The sequence below is a fragment of the Micromonospora sp. ABR4_055 genome, from assembly GCF_056160425.1.
Genome location: NZ_JBSWXD010000040.1, coordinates 26,605 through 43,015, shown reverse-complemented (window position 1 = coordinate 43,015; position 16,411 = coordinate 26,605). Strand labels below are relative to the sequence as shown.

Below are 16,411 nucleotides of genomic sequence, written 5' to 3'. Positions count from 1 at the left end.
TGGGGTTGGGGGGGGGGGGGGGGGGGGGGTGGGGTGGTGGGCTGTTTTTGGTTTTTTTTCTGGCTGTGGGTAGGGGGGGGGGGCGTTTTTTTGGGCCCTTTCCCCACTGTAACTGGGGGGGAACAGCCGCCTTCAGCTTGTAGGCTGGCACCGTGCAGGTGACCCCGGTGCCCCAGGCCGCGCACCCGACGCCACGGCATCCGGCGGACCCCGACCCGGTGCGGTCCACCAAGGCCGGAGCCGTCTTCGCGCTCGGGTTGGTCGCGGCGCTCACCGGGCTGCTGGTCGGCGGCGTGGTGCCGGCCGTGGTGGCGCTGCTGCTGGCCAACCAGGCACGCCGGGAGGCGTACTCGTCGCGGGGTTACCTGACCGGGACGGGCTGGCTGCGCCGCGGCGAACGGCTGGCCTGGACGGGCCTGCTCCTCGCCGTCGTGACGCTGACCCTGGCGCTGGTACTCGGCATCTTCGACTGGGCCACCGGTCCGGTCGGACAGGACTTCGACCCCGGCATCGACTGACCGCTGCGGCACCCGGTCGGCCCGGGCGACCGGGTCGAGTCACCGGCTGGTCACGGACGACCGGCTGGGCCGGTCGCAGGACGAGGAGGAGCGCAGGTGACCCAGTTCCCGGGGTACGGGACCGCAACGTCGCCGGCCGGGCCGCCGCCCGGTGCCCGACCGGTGGCCCCGCCACCGCCGGAGGGACGGCTGTCGCCACGGCGGGTGGAGCCGGTGCCCGGCACGAGTTTCGGGCTGGTGCACCTGGAGGTACCGCCGGTGGTGTCCGGCCTGGCGGTGACGTCGTTGATCGCCGGGGTCATCTCGGTGCTGGTGTCGTTCACCGTCGGCTGCCTGGGCATGGCCGGCGCAGACGGCGGCTGGGGCGGTTGGGCTGCCGGGGCGTTCACCCTGCTCGGTGTCGCCTTCGGGGCCGCAGCCGTCGGTCTGGGCCTGCTCGGGCTGCGCCAGGTCCGGCAGACCGCGCCACCGCCGGCGGTGCGGTTCACCGGCCGCGGTCTGGCGATCGCCGGGATCAGTTGCGGCGGGGTGGGGCTGGCGGTGACCCTGTTCAGCTTCGCCGTCGCGCTCCTGCTGGTCGCCGCCTGACCATCGGTAGGAGCATCCGGCTGGGGCCAGTACGCCGCCCGCCGGGCCGGCACCCGGGCGAACCGGTACACTTGGTGATCGGAGCGGTCCGCTGCGGGCGGAGCAGACAGACGGCCGATCCGAGTCCGGGGTTCGGGTTCCGAGATTGCGAAGCCGGGGTCAGGAGTTCGGTGCCGCCGTTTTGACCTGCGCGCGCGTGGTGGGTACTCTACCCTCTTGTGCCCGGCCTGCCCGGGCAAGTCGTGCGTGCGCCCGATCCGGGCCGGCGGCCCGATCTGGGTCGATGGTCAACGGGCAGCGCAACGGCGAAGTGCAGATTCCGGTGGTTGACAGCTGACGGCCGGGTCCGCGTGCGGGCGACACGCCCGACCGCGGGTGTCGGTGCCCTGTCGGGTGGCCGGTCGGAGTGTAGGAGAGTCGGCCTGCGGGGCGGCTGAGGAAAAGTGCGGCCGCCCGTGCGGCCGGAGGGAGCAAAGGAACCCGGTGCCAACGATCCAGCAGCTGGTCCGCAAGGGCCGCCAGGACAAGACGAGCAAGACCAAGACGCCGGCGCTCAAGGGCAGCCCGCAGCGTCGTGGCGTGTGCACCCGTGTGTACACCACCACCCCCAAGAAGCCGAACTCCGCGCTGCGCAAGGTCGCTCGGGTGAAGCTGAGCAGCCAGATCGAGGTGACCGCCTACATCCCCGGCGTCGGCCACAACCTGCAGGAGCACTCCATCGTGCTGGTGCGCGGCGGCCGGGTAAAGGACCTCCCGGGCGTCCGCTACAAGATCGTCCGCGGTTCGCTGGACACCCAGGGTGTCCGCAACCGCAAGCAGGCTCGCAGCCGCTACGGCGCGAAGAAGGAGAAGAGCTGAGATGCCGCGTAAGGGCCCTGCTCCGCGTCGTCCCCTGGTCGCGGACCCGGTGTACAACTCCCCGCTGGTGACCCAGCTGGTCAACAAGATCCTGCTGCGGGGCAAGCGTCAGCTCGCCGAGCGGATCGTCTACGGCGCCCTGGAGGGCTGCCGGGAGAAGTCCGGCACCGACCCGGTCGTCACCCTCAAGCGCGCCATGGACAACGTGAAGCCGACCCTGGAGGTCCGCAGCCGCCGGGTCGGTGGCGCGACGTACCAGGTGCCGGTCGAGGTCCGCCCGTCCCGGGCGACCACCCTCGGGCTGCGCTGGCTGGTCCAGTACTCCAAGGCCCGCCGGGAGAAGACGATGATCGAGCGGCTGATGAACGAGCTGCTGGACGCGAGCAACGGTCTCGGCGCGGCGGTCAAGCGCCGCGAGGACACCCACAAGATGGCGGAGTCCAACAAGGCCTTCGCTCACTACCGCTGGTAGGCCGCTGTCATGCCCGCCGGCATAGCCGCGCAGACACAGTCGACGACGAGACGAAGTAGGGATTGAAGTGGCCGCCGTAGACGCGCTCGCCAAGGTACGCAACATCGGCATCATGGCGCACATCGATGCCGGTAAGACCACGACCACTGAGCGGATCCTGTTCTACACCGGTATCACGTACAAGATCGGTGAGGTCCACGAGGGCGCTGCCGTCATGGACTGGATGGAACAGGAGCAGGAGCGGGGCATCACCATCACCTCCGCCGCCACCAAGTGTGAGTGGAAGGGCCACACGATCCAGATCATCGACACGCCGGGCCACGTCGACTTCACGGTAGAGGTCGAGCGGTCGTTGCGGGTGCTCGATGGGGCGGTCGCAGTCTACGACGGCGTGGCCGGCGTGGAGCCGCAGACCGAGAACGTGTGGCGGCAGGCGGACAAGTACAAGGTCCCCCGGATGTGCTTCGTCAACAAGCTCGACCGGACCGGGGCCGACTTCTTCCGCTGCGTGCAGATGATGGTCGACCGGCTCAACGCCACCCCGCTGGTGCTGCAGATCCCGATCGGCCTCGAGAGCGGCCACATCGGTGTCGTCGACCTGGTCGAGATGCGGGCGCTCACCTGGCGTGGCGAGACGATGAAGGGTGAGGACTACGCGGTCGAGGAGATCCCGGCCGACCTCACCGACTCGGCCGCCGAGTGGCGGGAGAAGCTGCTGGAGACCCTCGCCGACGTGGACGACTCCATCATGGAGAAGTACCTCGAGGGTGAGGAGTTGTCGGTCGAGGAGATCAAGGCGGCGATCCGCCGGGCCACCCTCGCCGACAAGGGCAACCCGGTGCTGTGCGGTTCGGCGTTCAAGAACAAGGGCGTCCAGCCGATGCTGGACGCGGTGGTCGACTACCTGCCGTCGCCGCTGGACGTGCCGGCGATCGAGGGCACCGCGACGGACGGCGAGACCCCGATGCTGCGGAAGCCGTCGACGACGGAGCCGTTCTCCGGCCTCGCGTTCAAGATCCAGACCGACCGGCACCTCGGTAAGTTGACCTACGTACGGGTCTACTCCGGCACGCTGGACTCCGGGTCCCAGGTGATCAACTCCACCAAGGACCGCAAGGAGCGGATCGGCAAGATCTACCAGATGCACGCGAACAAGCGTGAGGAGCGGGCGACCGCGATCGCCGGCGACATCATCGCCGTCCAGGGCCTGAAGCAGACCACCACCGGCGACACCCTGTCCGACCCGGCGAACCCGGTCATCCTGGAGTCGATGACGTTCCCGGAGCCGGTCATCGAGGTGGCGATCGAGCCCAAGACAAAGGCCGACCAGGAGAAGCTCTCCACCGCTATCCAGCGGCTGGCCGAGGAGGACCCGACCTTCCGCGTCAAGAACGACGAGGAGACCGGGCAGACGGTCATCGCCGGCATGGGCGAGCTGCACCTGGACATCCTGGTCGACCGGATGCGCCGCGAGTTCAACGTCGAGGCCAACATCGGCAAGCCGCAGGTGGCGTACCGGGAGACCATCCGCCGGAAGGTGGAGAAGGTCGAGTACACCCACAAGAAGCAGACCGGTGGGTCCGGCCAGTACGCCCGGGTGATCATCAGTCTCGAGCCGCTGCCGCTGGACAACGAGGCGCCGACCTACGAGTTCGCCAACGCGGTGACCGGTGGCCGGGTGCCGCGGGAGTTCATCCCGTCGGTCGACGCCGGTGCCCAGGACGCCATGCAGTACGGCATCCTCGCCGGCTTCCCGCTGGTCGGGGTCAAGCTGACCCTGGTCGACGGGCAGTACCACGAGGTCGACTCGTCCGAGATGGCGTTCAAGATCGCCGGCTCGATGGCGCTCAAGGAGGCCGCCCGTCGGGCGGATCCTGCGCTGCTCGAGCCGATGATGGCCGTTGAGGTCACCTCTCCCGAGGAGAACATGGGTGACGTCATCGGCGACCTCAACTCCCGGCGTGGCATCATCCAGGCGATGGAGGAGCGCGGCGGAGCCCGCGTCGTCCGTGCCCTGGTGCCACTGTCGGAGATGTTCGGCTACGTCGGCGACCTGCGGTCGAAGACCCAGGGCCGGGCGAGCTACAGCATGCAGTTCGACTCCTACGCCGAAGTGCCGCAGAGCGTGGCGAAGGAGATCATCGCGAAGGCGACGGGCGAGTAACGGGTCGGGGAGCTGACCCTCCCCGGCCCGTCTCGGGCGAGCTGCATACCGGGCCTGAAGGCGTGACCGCCGCAAGACCCGAGCACTTCCCGGTCGCCGACACCGGACCGGAAAGGCTGTCGACAGAGTCCTAAGCGCCGAACGGCGCGCCGGGCGTACGAACCAAGAAGTCCACAGGAGGACACCAGTGGCGAAGGCGAAGTTCGAGCGGACTAAGCCGCACGTCAACATCGGCACCATTGGTCACATCGACCACGGTAAGACGACGCTGACGGCGGCCATCACCAAGGTCCTGCACGACAGGATGCCGGACCTCAACCCGTACACGCCGTTCGACGAGATCGACAAGGCGCCGGAGGAGAAGGCCCGCGGCATCACGATCTCGATCGCGCACGTCGAGTACCAGACCGAGGCGCGGCACTACGCGCACGTCGACTGCCCCGGGCACGCCGACTACATCAAGAACATGATCACCGGTGCCGCGCAGATGGACGGCGCGATCCTGGTGGTCGCGGCGACCGACGGCCCGATGCCGCAGACCCGCGAGCACGTGCTGCTGGCCCGTCAGGTCGGCGTCCCGTACATCGTCGTGGCGCTCAACAAGAGCGACATGGTCGACGACGAGGAGCTGCTCGAGCTGGTCGAGCTCGAGGTCCGTGAGTTGCTGTCGGCCCAGGAGTACCCGGGCGACGACCTGCCGGTGGTTCGGGTCTCCGCGCTGAAGGCGCTGGAGGGCGACGAGGAGTGGTCCGACAAGCTCATGGAGCTGATGAACGCGGTCGACACCGCGATCCCGCAGCCCGAGCGGGAGACCGAGAAGCCGTTCCTGATGCCGATCGAGGACGTCTTCACGATCACCGGTCGGGGCACCGTGGTGACCGGTCGCGCCGAGCGTGGCGTGCTCAAGCCGAACGAGGAGGTGGAGATCGTCGGCATCCGCGAGAAGTCGATGAAGACCACCTGCACCGGTATCGAGATGTTCCGCAAGCTGCTCGACGAGGCGCGGGCCGGTGAGAACGTCGGTCTGCTGCTGCGTGGTATCAAGCGCGAGGACGTCGAGCGCGGCATGGTGGTCATCAAGCCGGGTACCACCACCCCGCACACGGAGTTCGAGGCGACGGTCTACATCCTCTCCAAGGAGGAGGGTGGCCGGCACACCCCGTTCTTCCAGAACTACCGTCCGCAGTTCTACTTCCGGACCACCGACGTGACCGGTGTGGTCACGCTGCCGGAGGGCACCGAGATGGTCATGCCCGGTGACAACACCTCGATGAGCGTGAAGCTGATCCAGCCGATCGCCATGGAGGAGAACCTGAAGTTCGCGATTCGGGAGGGTGGCCGCACCGTCGGCGCCGGCCGGGTCACCAAGATCATCAAGTGAACTGGTAGCCCGATTGGCCTTGCCGTACCTCGGTACGGCATACTAGTCAGGTTGCGTCCGCGTAGGGTGGCTGGCTGCCCGGCAGTCAGCCACCCTCGCACGGCGTCCGGGGCAGATCTGCCGCGGCACCCGCACTGTTCGGCAGCGCACGGCTTTCGCCGTGTCGTCGACCGGGGTGCCGCCGGCCTGGCCCGGTGCCCAAGACCTCAGCGGTGGGGATCGTCTCCGCGTGGGGCCAGATCGCTCCGGAGTCCCGGGGCGGAGCCTGGTCAGCGGTTGCGACACGCCCGACCGCGGGGGTCGGACACCGAAATGAAACGGCAGCGCCGGGGTCCGACCGGCGGCATCCGCTCCGGCGAGCGGGCTCCATTGCGGGCGGAGAGAGAAGGAACAGAAGCCACCATGGCGGGACAAAAGATCCGCATCCGGCTCAAGGCCTATGACCACGAGGTCGTGGACTCCTCGGCGCGGAAGATCGTCGAGACGGTGACGCGCACCGGCGCTCAGGTCGCAGGCCCGGTGCCGCTGCCCACTGAGATCAACCGTTTCTGCGTCATCCGTTCGCCGCACAAGTACAAGGACTCGCGCGAGCACTTCGAGATGCGCACGCACAAGCGTCTGATCGACATCATCGACCCGACTCCGAAGACGGTCGATTCGCTGATGCGCCTCGACCTGCCGGCTGGCGTCGACATCGAGATCAAGCTGTAGGGACCGGACAATGGACAGGCAAGTGAAGGGCATCCTGGGCGCCAAGCTCGGCATGACCCAGGTCTGGGACAACAACCGGGTCGTCCCGGTGACGGTGGTGCAGGCCGGCCCGTGCGTGGTGACCCAGGTGCGGACCGCCGACAAGGACGGTTACTCCGCGGTCCAGCTCGCGTTCGGCGCGGTCGACCCGCGCAAGGTGAACAAGCCGGAATCCGGTCACTTCGCCAAGTCCGGCGTGGCGCCGCGGCGGCACCTGGTCGAGCTGCGCACCACGGACGCCAGCGAGTACGAGCTGGGTCAGGAGATCACCGTCGAGGCCTTCGAGCCGGGTGCCCGGATCGACGTCACCGGCCGGACCAAGGGCAAGGGATTCGCCGGTGTCATGAAGCGGCACGGCTTCCACGGCCTGCGGGCCAGCCACGGTGTCGAGCGTAAGCACCGCTCGCCCGGCTCGATCGGCGCCTGCGCGACCCCGGGACGCGTCTTCAAGGGCGTCAAGATGGCCGGCCGCATGGGCAGCGTGCGCTACACCGTGCAGAACCTCACCGTGCAGGCGGTCGACCCGGACAGCAACCTGCTGCTCGTCAAGGGCGCCATCCCGGGTCCGGCCGGCGCGCTGATCCTGGTCCGCAGCGCGGCGAAGGCGCAGGCGAAGAAGGGCGGTGCCGCCAAATGACGACCGTTGACGTCATCAACCCCGAGGGTGCCAAGAGCGGCACCGTCGACCTGCCGGGCGAGGTCTTCGACGTACAGGCCAACATCGCCCTGATGCACCAGGTCGTGGTCGCCCAGCTCGCCGCCGCGCGGCAGGGCACCCACAAGACCAAGACCCGTGGCGAGGTCGCCGGCGGCGGCAAGAAGCCGTACAAGCAGAAGGGCACCGGCCGCGCCCGGCAGGGCTCGATCCGCGCGCCGCAGTTCGCCGGCGGTGGCGTGGTGCACGGCCCGGTCCCGCGCGACTACAGCCAGCGGACCCCCAAGAAGATGAAGGCCGCCGCGCTGCGCGGTGCCCTCTCCGACCGGGCGCGCTCCGGGCAGCTGCACGTCGTGGAGGCGTTCGTCACCGGTGAGCAGCCGTCGACCAAGAGTGCGCTGGCCACGCTGCGCAAGGTCAGCTCCGCCAAGCGGGTGCTGGTCGTGCTCAGCGCGACCGACGAGCTCAACTGGCTGTCGCTGCGCAACCTGCGCAACAGCACGCCGCTGGTGCACCTCATCGAAGTGGGTCAGCTCAACACGTACGACGTGCTGGTCGCCGACGACGTGGTCTTCACCAAGGGAGCTCTCGACGAGTTCCTCGGTGTTCCGGCGCAGACCGAGGAGGGCGACAAGTGAGCACGATTGCCGACCCGCGCGACATCATCGTGGCGCCGGTGGTCTCGGAGAAGAGCTACGCCGAGCTCAACCGGAACTGGTACACGTTCCTGGTCCACCCGGACGCCAACAAGACCCAGATCAAGATCGCGATCCAGCAGATCTTCGACGTCCGCGTGCTGACCGTGAACACGCTCAACCGCGAGGGCAAGCGCAAGCGCACCCGGACCGGCTTCGGTCAGCGTAAGGCGACCAAGCGGGCGATGGTGAAGCTGGCCGACGGTGACCGTATCGAGGCCTTCGGCGGCCCGGTCAGCTGAGGGGTGTAGACAATGCCAATCCGTAAGTACAAGCCGACGACGCCGGGCCGCCGTGGTTCGTCCGTCGCCGACTTCGCCGAGATCACCCGGTCCACACCGGAGAAGTCGTTGCTGGTGCCGCTGCCCAAGAAGGGCGGTCGGAACACGCACGGCCGGATCACCGCCCGGCACCACGGCGGTGGACACAAGCGCCAGTACCGGCTGATCGACTTCAAGCGGGTCGACAAGGACGGCGTACCGGCCAAGGTCGCGCACATCGAGTACGACCCGAACCGGACCGCACGGATCGCGCTGCTGCACTACGCCGACGGCGAGAAGCGCTACATCATCGCGCCGAAGGACCTGAAGCAGGGCGACGCCGTTGAGTCCGGCCCCGGCGCCGACATCAAGCCCGGCAACAACCTGCCGCTGCGCAACATCCCGGTCGGTTCCACCATCCATGGTGTGGAGCTGCGACCGGGTGGCGGTGCCAAGCTGGCCCGCTCGGCCGGCACCGGCATCCAGCTGCTCGGCCGGGAGGGTGCCTACGCGACGCTGCGGATGCCCTCCGGCGAGATCCGCCGGGTCGACGTGCGCTGCCGGGCCACCATCGGTGAGATCGGCAACGCCGACCAGTCAAACATCAACTGGGGCAAGGCGGGCCGCATGCGGTGGAAGGGCAAGCGCCCGACCGTCCGTGGCGTCGCGATGAACCCGGTCGACCACCCGCACGGTGGTGGTGAGGGCAAGACCTCCGGTGGTCGCCACCCGGTGAACCCGAAGGGCAAGCCGGAGGGCCGGACCCGTCGTAAGGGCCAGCCGAGTGACCGGCTGATCGTCCGCCGCCGCTACGCCACCCGCAAGCGCGGCTAGAAGGAGTCTGGTAGCACATGCCTCGCAGCCTGAAGAAGGGCCCGTTCGTCGACGACCACCTGATGAAGAAGGTGGAGACGCAGAACGACAAGGGCTCCAAGAACGTCATCAAGACCTGGTCGCGGCGCTCGACGATCACCCCGGAGATGCTCGGGCACACGATCGCCGTGCACGACGGGCGCAAGCACGTCCCGGTGTTCATCACCGAGTCGATGGTCGGGCACAAGCTCGGCGAGTTTGCCCTGACCCGCACCTTCAAGGGTCACGAGAAGGACGACCGCAAGAGCCGTCGGCGCTGAGTCGCGGGCACGGATAGAGGATCAAGGGGTTACAGCGATGCCAGTGAAGGGCGACGCTCCGGTGCTTCCGGGCGCGCGGGCGGTTGCGCGGTACGTGCGCATCTCGCCGATGAAGGCGCGTCGGGTGGTCGACCTCGTCCGCGGTCTGCCCGCGAAGGAGGCACTCACCGTCCTGCAGTTCGCGCCGCAGGCCGCCAGTGAGCAGGTGTACAAGGTCCTGGCCAGCGCGATCGCCAACGCCGAGAACAACGAGCAGCTGGACCCCGACGCGCTGCTGGTCAGCGAGGCGTTCGTGGACGAGGGTCCGACGCTGAAGCGGTTCCGGCCGCGGGCGCAGGGCCGGGCGTACCGGATTCGCAAGCGGACCTGCCACATCACCATCGCGGTGGAGGCCGTCGCCGCGGCGAAGCCGACGCGGCGGGCGACCAAGGCGCAGCCGGCGAAGGCCGCGAAGCAGGCCCAGCCGGCCGAGGCGGCGACGACCGACGCGCAGCCGGCGGCCGTGGAGCAGACCGAGAGCACGGCGCAGGGCGGCGCGACCGCGAACGAGCCGGCCGGCGGCAAGCAGAGCAGCACGGAGGGTGCCGAGTAATGGGTCAGAAAGTTCACCCGCACGGGTTCCGGCTCGGCATCTCGACCGACTGGAAGTCGCGCTGGTACGCGGAGAAGCTGTACAAGGACTACATCGCCGAGGACGTCAAGATCCGCCGGATGATGTCCAGCGGCCTCGAGCGGGCCGGTATCTCCAAGGTCGACATCGAGCGGACCCGCGACCGGGTCCGGGTCGACATCCACACCGCCCGCCCGGGCATCGTCATCGGCCGTAAGGGCGCCGAGGCGGACCGGATCCGGGGCAAGCTGGAGAAGCTCACCGGCAAGCAGGTGCAGCTCAACATCCTCGAGGTGAAGAGCCCCGAGTCGGACGCACAGCTGGTCGCGCAGGGCGTCGCCGAGCAGTTGGCCAGCCGGGTCAGCTTCCGGCGGGCGATGCGTAAGGCCATGCAGTCGGCGATGAAGAACCCGATCGTCAAGGGCATCCGGGTGCAGGTCTCCGGCCGGCTCGGCGGTGCGGAGATGAGCCGTACCGAGTTCTACCGCGAGGGTCGGGTGCCGCTGCACACGCTGCGGGCCAACATCGAGTACGGCTTCTTCGAGGCCCGGACCACCTTTGGCCGGATCGGCGTCAAGGTGTGGATCTACAAGGGCGACGCGGTCCCGGGGCGGGAGGCTCCGGCCGAGGCGCCCAGCCGTCCCCGCCGGGAGCGGCCGGACCGGCCCCGTCGCGGGCGTTCCGGCTCCAGCGGGACGACCGCCGGTGGTACCGAGGCTGGCCGGGCGGCCGCCGCGGAGATCTCCGGTGGCCCGTCGACCACGACCAGCAGTGCCGCGCCGGCTGATGCCGCGCCGGCCACTCCGGCCGCTTCGGCCGGAGCGGACAGCTCAGCGCAGGAGGGCTGACAGATGCTGATCCCGCGCAAGCCCCCGAAGGGCTTCCGCAAGCCGCATCACCCGAGCCGTACTGGCGCCGCCAAGGGCGGCACCCGGGTGGTGTTCGGCGAGTTCGGTATCCAGGCGCTCGAGCCGGCGTATGTGACCAACCGTCAGATCGAGTCGGCCCGTATCGCCATGACCCGCCACATCAAGCGTGGTGGCAAGGTCTGGATCACGGTCTTCCCCGACCAGGCGTTGACCAAGAAGCCGGCCGAGACCCGGATGGGGTCCGGTAAGGGCTCGCCCGAGTGGTGGGTCGCCAACATCAAGCCGGGACGGGTGCTCTTCGAGATGTCCTTCCCGAACGAGCAGATCGCGCGTGAGGCGATGCGTCGTGCGATCCACAAGCTCCCGATGAAGTGCCGCATCGTGACGCGCGAAGTGGGTGAAAGCTGATGGCAGCGGGCGTTTCGGCCGCCGAGCTGCGTGACCTCTCCGAAGAGGAGCTGGTCACGAAGCTGCGGGAGGCCAAGGCGGAGCTGTTCAACCTCCGCGTGCAGGCCGCGACCGGTCAGCTGGACAACAACCGCCGGCTGCAGGTCATCCGTCGGGAGATCGCCCGGATCTACACGATCATGCGTGAGCGTGAGTTGGGACTCTCCGCCGCGCCGACTGAGGTGGCTGCATCATGAGTGAGAACACCGCCCCCGAGCAGGGCGCAACGGTCGTCCGGGCCCGCCGCAAGGTTCGCGAAGGGCTCGTGGTCAGCGACAAGATGGAGAAGACCGTCGTCGTCGAGGTCGAGGACCGGGTCAAGCACCGGCTGTACGGCAAGGTCATGCGCCGTACCAGCAAGCTGAAGGCACACGACGAGCAGAACGCGTGCGGGGTCGGTGACCGGGTGCTGCTGATGGAGACCCGGCCGCTGTCCGCCACCAAGCGGTGGCGGGTCGTCGAGATCCTCGAGAAGGCGAAGTAGCCGGGCGACCCGTCCGCCGCCGTCGCGCGGCGTTCGGGTCGGTCGGGTCCGGATGGCAGCCCGCGCGTAGCGCGGACCAGGTTCTTCCAAGCTCCGGGTGACCGGAGGACTGGCAGACATAGGAGATAGACGTGATCCAGCAGGAGTCGCGACTGCGTGTCGCCGACAACACGGGTGCCCGGGAGATCCTGTGCATCCGGGTGCTCGGTGGCTCCGGTCGGCGCTACGCAGGCATCGGCGACGTGATCGTCGGGACGGTCAAGGACGCGATTCCCGGCGCCGGCGTGAAAAAGGGCGACGTGGTGAAGGCCGTCGTGGTCCGGACCGCGAAGGAGAAGCGGCGGCCGGACGGGTCGTACATCCGCTTCGACGAGAACGCTGCCGTCATCATCAAGGACGGTGGGGACCCGCGCGGTACCCGCATCTTCGGCCCGGTCGGGCGTGAGCTGCGGGACAAGCGGTTCATGAAGATCATTTCTTTGGCGCCGGAGGTGCTGTGACCGTGAAGGTGAAGAAGGGCGACACGGTCGTCGTCATCGCCGGTAAGGACAAGGGTGCCAAGGGCAAGGTCATCGCGGCCTACCCGCGGCAGGACAAGGTCCTCGTCGAAGGCGTGAACCGGATCAAGAAGCACACCCGCATCCAGACCACCCAGCGCGGCGGGCAGACCGGTGGCATCGTCACCCAGGAAGCTCCGATCCACGTCTCGAACGTGCAGGTGCTCGACTCCGACGGCAAGCCGACCCGGGTCGGTTACCGGTTCGACGACAGCGGCCAGAAGGTGCGGATCGCGCGTAGCAACGGTAAGGACCTGTGATGACCACCGCTACCCAGACCAGGCCGGCGCCGCGCCTCAAGCAGCGGTACCGCGAGGAGACCATCGCGCAGCTGCGTGAGCAGTTCCAGTACGCGAACCCGATGCAGGTTCCTGGGCTCGTCAAGATCGTCGTGAACATGGGTGTCGGCGAGGCCGCTCGGGACGCCAAGCTGATCGACGGTGCCATGCGTGACCTGGCCACCATTACCGGCCAGAAGCCGCAGGTGCGGCGGGCAACCAAGTCGATCGCGCAGTTCAAGCTCCGTGAGGGGATGCCGATCGGCGCGAAGGTCACCCTGCGCGGTGACCGGATGTGGGAGTTCCTGGACCGGCTGCTGTCCATCGCGCTGCCCCGAATCCGGGACTTCCGCGGGCTGGACGGTCGCAAGCTCGACGGCAACGGCAACTACACGTTCGGGCTTACCGAGCAGTCGGTGTTCCACGAGATCGACCAGGACCGGATCGACCGCACCCGGGGCATGGACATCACGGTGGTCACCACCGCCAAGACCGACGACGAGGGCCGGGCGCTGCTCAAGCTCCTGGGCTTCCCGTTCAAGGAGAACTGAGCTATGGCCAAGAAGGCGCTGATCATCAAGGCCGCCGCGAAGCCGAAGTTCTCGGTGCGCGCGTACACCCGTTGCCAGCGGTGCGGGCGGCCCAAGGCGGTCTACCGCAAGTTCGGCCTCTGCCGGGTCTGCATCCGGGAGATGGCGCACCGCGGTGAGCTGCCCGGTGTGTCGAAGGCTTCCTGGTAACCCCACCTTGACAGGTCTTCGCCGTAGGCCCGGTGGTACAGCCACCGGGAACCCCGGCGAGAAAGGTTGACGAGACCCATGACGATGACCGACCCGATCGCAGACATGCTGACCCGTCTGCGCAACGCCAACCAGGCGTACCACGACCGGGTGACGATGCCGTACTCGAAGGTCAAGGCGAACATCGCCGAGGTCCTCAAGGCCGAGGGATACATCTCGACCTGGCAGGTCGAGGACCCTGCGGAGGGTGCCGTCGGCCGGCGGCTGGTGGTCGATTTGAAGTACGGCCAGAACCGGGAGCGCAGCCTCGCCGGGATCAAGCGCGTGTCCAAGCCGGGTCTGCGGGTGTACGCCAAGTCGGATGAGCTGCCCCGAGTGCTCGGCGGCCTGGGCGTGGCGATCATTTCGACGTCCCAGGGGCTGCTCACCGACCGGCAGGCCCGTAAGCGGAGCGTGGGCGGGGAAGTCCTCGCCTTCGTCTGGTAATCGGGAGACTGGTAACAATGTCGCGTATTGGACGTAAGTCGATCCCGGTACCGGCCGGCGTCGATGTCAAGATCGATGGCCAGACCGTCACGGTCAAGGGCCCCAAGGGCGAGCTGTCGCACGTCCTGCCCGAGTCGATCACCGTTGAGCGGACCGAGGACGGTCAGCTCCAGATCAACCGGGCCAACGACGAGCGCCAGGCCAAGGAACTGCACGGGCTGAGCCGTACCCTGGTGTCGAACATGGTCATCGGGGTGACCGACGGTTACCGCAAGACCCTGGAGATCGCGGGTACGGGTTACCGGGTCACCGCCAAGGGCAAGGACCTGGAGTTCGCTCTCGGGTTCTCGCACCCGGTGCTGGTGCCGGCCCCGGAGGGGATCACCTTCACCGTGGAGCGGCCGACGCTGTTCCACGTGGCCGGGATCAACAAGTGGCAGGTCGGTGAGGTCGCCGCCAACATCCGGAAGATCCGCCCGCCGGAGCCGTACAAGGGCAAGGGCGTGAAATACCAGGGCGAGGTCATCCGCCGCAAGGCCGGAAAGGCAGGTAAGAAGTGAGCGCGAGGAGCGAGCTTGCGAGCCCCGCAGTCGCGAACGGAGGCGGGTTCCGATGAGCGCCACACTGTTGAAGCGTCGGGCGGGCGGCAGCGTCTCCGCGCGGCGTGCCATCGGGCGGGCGCGCCGGCACTTCCGGGTGCGCAAGAACCTCAGTGGGACCGCGCAGCGGCCGCGCCTGGTGGTCACCCGTTCCCTGAAGCACATGGTCGCCCAGATCGTCGACGACACCAAGGGTCACACCCTGGCGTCCGCGTCGACCATGGACGCGTCGCTGCGGGGTACCGCGGGTGCCAAGAGCGAACTGGCCGGCAAGGTGGGCGAGCTGCTCGCCGAGCGGGCCAAGGCGGCAGGTATCTCCAAGGTCGTGTTCGACCGTGGGGGCAACCGGTACGCGGGGCGGATCGCCGCGCTGGCCGACGCTGCCCGCGAAGCCGGACTCGAGTTCTAGCGGCCGTCTGATGCCTGTCCAGACGCAAATCGAAGCAAACCCCGTCACGAGTAGGAAGGAAGGCTGCTGATGCCAGGTCAACAGCGTCGTGGCGGCGGGTCCGGTGGCAACGAAGGTGGTCGCCGCGACAACCGCCGTGAGGGCGGTCGCGGCAACGCGCCCGTCGAGAAGACCCCACACCTGGAGCGCGTCGTCGCGATCAACCGGGTCGCCAAGGTCGTGAAGGGCGGTCGGCGTTTCAGCTTCACCGCCCTGGTGATCGTGGGCGACGGCGACGGCACGGTCGGCGTGGGTTACGGCAAGGCCAAGGAGGTGCCGGCGGCGATCGCCAAGGGCGTCGAGGAGGCCAAGAAGCACTTCTTCAAGGTGCCCCGGATCGCCGCGTCGATCCCGCACCCGGTGCAGGGCGAGGACGCCGCCGGCGTGGTCCTGTTGAAGCCGGCGAGTGCCGGTACGGGTGTGATCGCCGGTGGCCCGGTGCGTGCGGTGCTGGAGTGCGCGGGCATCCACGACGTGCTCTCCAAGAGCCTCGGCTCGTCGAACCCGATCAACATCGTGCACGCCACGGTCGCCGCGCTGAAGAGCCTGGAGTCGCCGGAGGCGGTCGCCACCCGGCGTGGCCTGCCGGTCGAGGACGTGGCCCCAGCCGCGATGCTCGCGTCCCGCGCGGGCGCAGGGGCGTGACAGCGAAGATGAACGGAGGGCGGCTGTGATGGCACGTCTGAAGGTGACCCAGGTCCGGTCCGGGATCGGGACCAAGCGCAACCAGCGGGAGTCGCTGCGGTCGCTCGGTCTCAAGCGGATCAACGACGTGGTGGTCAAGGAGGACCGGCCCGAGATTCGGGGCATGATCTTCACCGTGAACCACCTCGTGAAGGTCGAGGAGGTCGAGTAATGGCGATCAAGGTCCACCACCTCCGGCCGGCGCCGGGGGCCAAGACCGCGAAGACCCGGGTGGGCCGCGGTGAGGGCTCCAAGGGCAAGACCGCCGGTCGGGGCACCAAGGGCTCCAAGGCCCGCAAGAACATCCCGGCGGCGTTCGAGGGTGGGCAGATGCCCATCCACATGCGTCTGCCGAAGCTGAAGGGCTTCAAGAACCGGTTCAAGGTCGTCTACCAGGTGGTCAACCTGGACCGGTTGGCGGAGCTCTTCCCGAACGGTGGTGAGGTCGGTCCGCAGCAGTTGGCCGAGTCCGGCGCGGTCCGTAAGGGCCAGCCGGTCAAGGTGCTGGGCAGCGGCGACCTCGGTGGTGTGTCTCTCCAGGTGTCGGCGCACGCGTTCAGCGGGTCGGCCAAGGAGAAGATCACCGCAGCTGGCGGCTCGGTCACCGAGCTCTGAACACCCAGCTTGGACGTGGCGCTCGCTCAGTTGTCCGCGACTGACGGGCGCCACGGCCTACTGGTGAAGCCTCCGTCCCGTTAATATCGGGACCGGTGTATGTTCTAGGGCACGCCTGCC

General features: G+C 68.4%; 26 protein-coding genes and 1 pseudogene. All 27 read left to right on the top strand.

Going from position 1 to position 16,411, the window contains the following annotated elements; translation table 11 throughout:
• The first annotated feature begins 152 nt into the window (after positions 1-152).
• The 27 genes and pseudogenes from ACXAHD_RS12340 to rplO all read left to right on the top strand — a co-directional run bounded on the left by ACXAHD_RS12340 (position 153) and on the right by rplO (position 16,291).
• On the top strand, positions 153-518 hold the full coding sequence (locus ACXAHD_RS12340) for a hypothetical protein (protein ID WP_281551896.1): 366 nt from the start codon (positions 153-155) through the stop codon (positions 516-518).
• 213 nt (positions 519-731) lie between these two features.
• Positions 732-1,106 (top strand): hypothetical protein, encoded by a 375-nt coding sequence (locus ACXAHD_RS12335; RefSeq protein WP_281555729.1) that lies wholly within the window; start codon positions 732-734, stop codon positions 1,104-1,106.
• 483 nt (positions 1,107-1,589) lie between these two features.
• Positions 1,590-1,964: a 30S ribosomal protein S12 gene (gene rpsL, locus ACXAHD_RS12330; protein ID WP_123606153.1), complete on the top strand. Its 375-nt coding sequence runs from the start codon at positions 1,590-1,592 to the stop codon at positions 1,962-1,964.
• A 1-nt stretch (position 1,965) separates the two neighbouring features.
• Positions 1,966-2,436: a 30S ribosomal protein S7 gene (rpsG, locus tag ACXAHD_RS12325; RefSeq protein ID WP_278112081.1), complete on the top strand. Its 471-nt coding sequence runs from the start codon at positions 1,966-1,968 to the stop codon at positions 2,434-2,436.
• Positions 2,437-2,503: 67 nt separating this feature from the next.
• On the top strand, positions 2,504-4,600 hold the full coding sequence (gene fusA / locus ACXAHD_RS12320) for an elongation factor G (RefSeq protein ID WP_281551895.1): 2,097 nt from the start codon (positions 2,504-2,506) through the stop codon (positions 4,598-4,600).
• 187 nt (positions 4,601-4,787) lie between these two features.
• Entirely contained in the window at positions 4,788-5,981 is a 1,194-nt protein-coding gene (gene tuf, locus ACXAHD_RS12315; protein ID WP_281551894.1) for an elongation factor Tu, read from the top strand.
• 402 nt (positions 5,982-6,383) lie between these two features.
• Positions 6,384-6,692: a 30S ribosomal protein S10 gene (gene rpsJ / locus ACXAHD_RS12310; RefSeq protein ID WP_007073037.1), complete on the top strand. Its 309-nt coding sequence runs from the start codon at positions 6,384-6,386 to the stop codon at positions 6,690-6,692.
• 10 nt (positions 6,693-6,702) lie between these two features.
• The gene (gene rplC / locus ACXAHD_RS12305) at positions 6,703-7,368 is read left to right on the top strand and encodes a 50S ribosomal protein L3 (protein WP_281551893.1); all 666 of its coding nucleotides are present in this window, start codon (positions 6,703-6,705) and stop codon (positions 7,366-7,368) included.
• The gene (rplD, locus tag ACXAHD_RS12300; protein WP_281551892.1) at positions 7,365-8,024 is read left to right on the top strand and encodes a 50S ribosomal protein L4; all 660 of its coding nucleotides are present in this window, start codon (positions 7,365-7,367) and stop codon (positions 8,022-8,024) included. The genes rplC and rplD overlap by 4 nt, the downstream gene beginning before the upstream one ends.
• Positions 8,021-8,323 carry a 50S ribosomal protein L23 gene (gene rplW / locus ACXAHD_RS12295; RefSeq protein WP_278173680.1) on the top strand — a complete coding sequence of 101 codons (303 nt, stop codon included), beginning with the start codon at positions 8,021-8,023 and terminating at the stop codon, positions 8,321-8,323. The genes rplD and rplW overlap by 4 nt, the downstream gene beginning before the upstream one ends.
• Positions 8,324-8,335: 12 nt before the next feature.
• The gene (rplB, locus tag ACXAHD_RS12290) at positions 8,336-9,175 is read left to right on the top strand and encodes a 50S ribosomal protein L2 (protein WP_281551891.1); all 840 of its coding nucleotides are present in this window, start codon (positions 8,336-8,338) and stop codon (positions 9,173-9,175) included.
• A gap of 17 nt (positions 9,176-9,192) precedes the next feature.
• Positions 9,193-9,474, top strand: coding sequence for a 30S ribosomal protein S19 (gene rpsS, locus ACXAHD_RS12285; protein WP_123606145.1), 282 nt, complete (start codon positions 9,193-9,195; stop codon positions 9,472-9,474).
• Positions 9,475-9,511: 37 nt separating this feature from the next.
• A pseudogene (rplV, locus tag ACXAHD_RS12280) lies at positions 9,512-9,982 on the top strand (50S ribosomal protein L22); the annotation flags it as partial.
• A gap of 83 nt (positions 9,983-10,065) precedes the next feature.
• On the top strand, positions 10,066-10,932 hold the full coding sequence (rpsC, locus tag ACXAHD_RS12275; protein ID WP_123606143.1) for a 30S ribosomal protein S3: 867 nt from the start codon (positions 10,066-10,068) through the stop codon (positions 10,930-10,932).
• Between the two features lie 3 nt (positions 10,933-10,935).
• A complete protein-coding gene (gene rplP, locus ACXAHD_RS12270) occupies positions 10,936-11,361 on the top strand; it encodes a 50S ribosomal protein L16 (RefSeq protein WP_123606142.1) in 426 nt (141 codons plus the stop codon).
• Positions 11,361-11,597 carry a 50S ribosomal protein L29 gene (rpmC, locus tag ACXAHD_RS12265; protein WP_281551889.1) on the top strand — a complete coding sequence of 79 codons (237 nt, stop codon included), beginning with the start codon at positions 11,361-11,363 and terminating at the stop codon, positions 11,595-11,597. The genes rplP and rpmC overlap by 1 nt, the downstream gene beginning before the upstream one ends.
• Positions 11,594-11,884 (top strand): 30S ribosomal protein S17, encoded by a 291-nt coding sequence (rpsQ, locus tag ACXAHD_RS12260; protein ID WP_123606140.1) that lies wholly within the window; start codon positions 11,594-11,596, stop codon positions 11,882-11,884. The genes rpmC and rpsQ overlap by 4 nt, the downstream gene beginning before the upstream one ends.
• A gap of 131 nt (positions 11,885-12,015) precedes the next feature.
• A complete protein-coding gene (rplN, locus tag ACXAHD_RS12255) occupies positions 12,016-12,384 on the top strand; it encodes a 50S ribosomal protein L14 (RefSeq protein ID WP_123606139.1) in 369 nt (122 codons plus the stop codon).
• Positions 12,381-12,701, top strand: coding sequence for a 50S ribosomal protein L24 (gene rplX, locus ACXAHD_RS12250; protein ID WP_123606138.1), 321 nt, complete (start codon positions 12,381-12,383; stop codon positions 12,699-12,701). The genes rplN and rplX overlap by 4 nt, the downstream gene beginning before the upstream one ends.
• A complete protein-coding gene (gene rplE / locus ACXAHD_RS12245; RefSeq protein WP_278173693.1) occupies positions 12,701-13,270 on the top strand; it encodes a 50S ribosomal protein L5 in 570 nt (189 codons plus the stop codon). Before rplX ends, rplE begins: the two co-directional genes overlap by 1 nt.
• Positions 13,271-13,273: 3 nt before the next feature.
• Positions 13,274-13,459, top strand: coding sequence for a type Z 30S ribosomal protein S14 (locus tag ACXAHD_RS12240; RefSeq protein WP_007465272.1), 186 nt, complete (start codon positions 13,274-13,276; stop codon positions 13,457-13,459).
• Positions 13,460-13,537: 78 nt separating this feature from the next.
• A complete protein-coding gene (gene rpsH, locus ACXAHD_RS12235) occupies positions 13,538-13,945 on the top strand; it encodes a 30S ribosomal protein S8 (RefSeq protein ID WP_123606136.1) in 408 nt (135 codons plus the stop codon).
• 17 nt (positions 13,946-13,962) lie between these two features.
• Positions 13,963-14,505, top strand: coding sequence for a 50S ribosomal protein L6 (gene rplF / locus ACXAHD_RS12230; RefSeq protein WP_123606135.1), 543 nt, complete (start codon positions 13,963-13,965; stop codon positions 14,503-14,505).
• Between the two features lie 52 nt (positions 14,506-14,557).
• Complete coding sequence (rplR, locus tag ACXAHD_RS12225) at positions 14,558-14,953, top strand: 50S ribosomal protein L18 (RefSeq protein ID WP_281551888.1); 396 nt, start codon at positions 14,558-14,560, stop codon at positions 14,951-14,953.
• Positions 14,954-15,022: 69 nt separating this feature from the next.
• On the top strand, positions 15,023-15,637 hold the full coding sequence (rpsE, locus tag ACXAHD_RS12220; protein WP_123606133.1) for a 30S ribosomal protein S5: 615 nt from the start codon (positions 15,023-15,025) through the stop codon (positions 15,635-15,637).
• A 28-nt stretch (positions 15,638-15,665) separates the two neighbouring features.
• Positions 15,666-15,848 carry a 50S ribosomal protein L30 gene (gene rpmD / locus ACXAHD_RS12215; protein WP_199757998.1) on the top strand — a complete coding sequence of 61 codons (183 nt, stop codon included), beginning with the start codon at positions 15,666-15,668 and terminating at the stop codon, positions 15,846-15,848.
• A complete protein-coding gene (rplO, locus tag ACXAHD_RS12210) occupies positions 15,848-16,291 on the top strand; it encodes a 50S ribosomal protein L15 (RefSeq protein WP_278173697.1) in 444 nt (147 codons plus the stop codon). The genes rpmD and rplO overlap by 1 nt, the downstream gene beginning before the upstream one ends.
• Positions 16,292-16,411 lie beyond the last annotated feature (120 nt).

What these genes read in the sequence shown, in the direction of transcription:
- rpsG (WP_278112081.1), top strand. Translation starts at nt 1,966, where the DNA reads ATGCCGCGTAAGGGCCCTGCTCCGCGTCGTCCCCTGGTCGCGGACCCG.
- rpsJ (WP_007073037.1), top strand. Translation starts at nt 6,384, where the DNA reads ATGGCGGGACAAAAGATCCGCATCCGGCTCAAGGCCTATGACCACGAG.
- rplC (WP_281551893.1), top strand. Translation starts at nt 6,703, where the DNA reads ATGGACAGGCAAGTGAAGGGCATCCTGGGCGCCAAGCTCGGCATGACC.
- rplD (WP_281551892.1), top strand. Translation starts at nt 7,365, where the DNA reads ATGACGACCGTTGACGTCATCAACCCCGAGGGTGCCAAGAGCGGCACC.
- rplB (WP_281551891.1), top strand. Translation starts at nt 8,336, where the DNA reads ATGCCAATCCGTAAGTACAAGCCGACGACGCCGGGCCGCCGTGGTTCG.
- rpsS (WP_123606145.1), top strand. Translation starts at nt 9,193, where the DNA reads ATGCCTCGCAGCCTGAAGAAGGGCCCGTTCGTCGACGACCACCTGATG.
- rpsC (WP_123606143.1), top strand. Translation starts at nt 10,066, where the DNA reads ATGGGTCAGAAAGTTCACCCGCACGGGTTCCGGCTCGGCATCTCGACC.
- rplP (WP_123606142.1), top strand. Translation starts at nt 10,936, where the DNA reads ATGCTGATCCCGCGCAAGCCCCCGAAGGGCTTCCGCAAGCCGCATCAC.
- rpmC (WP_281551889.1), top strand. Translation starts at nt 11,361, where the DNA reads ATGGCAGCGGGCGTTTCGGCCGCCGAGCTGCGTGACCTCTCCGAAGAG.
- rpsQ (WP_123606140.1), top strand. Translation starts at nt 11,594, where the DNA reads ATGAGTGAGAACACCGCCCCCGAGCAGGGCGCAACGGTCGTCCGGGCC.
- rplE (WP_278173693.1), top strand. Translation starts at nt 12,701, where the DNA reads ATGACCACCGCTACCCAGACCAGGCCGGCGCCGCGCCTCAAGCAGCGG.
- ACXAHD_RS12240 (WP_007465272.1), top strand. Translation starts at nt 13,274, where the DNA reads ATGGCCAAGAAGGCGCTGATCATCAAGGCCGCCGCGAAGCCGAAGTTC.
- rpsH (WP_123606136.1), top strand. Translation starts at nt 13,538, where the DNA reads ATGACGATGACCGACCCGATCGCAGACATGCTGACCCGTCTGCGCAAC.
- rplF (WP_123606135.1), top strand. Translation starts at nt 13,963, where the DNA reads ATGTCGCGTATTGGACGTAAGTCGATCCCGGTACCGGCCGGCGTCGAT.
- rplR (WP_281551888.1), top strand. Translation starts at nt 14,558, where the DNA reads ATGAGCGCCACACTGTTGAAGCGTCGGGCGGGCGGCAGCGTCTCCGCG.
- rpsE (WP_123606133.1), top strand. Translation starts at nt 15,023, where the DNA reads ATGCCAGGTCAACAGCGTCGTGGCGGCGGGTCCGGTGGCAACGAAGGT.
- rpmD (WP_199757998.1), top strand. Translation starts at nt 15,666, where the DNA reads ATGGCACGTCTGAAGGTGACCCAGGTCCGGTCCGGGATCGGGACCAAG.
- rplO (WP_278173697.1), top strand. Translation starts at nt 15,848, where the DNA reads ATGGCGATCAAGGTCCACCACCTCCGGCCGGCGCCGGGGGCCAAGACC.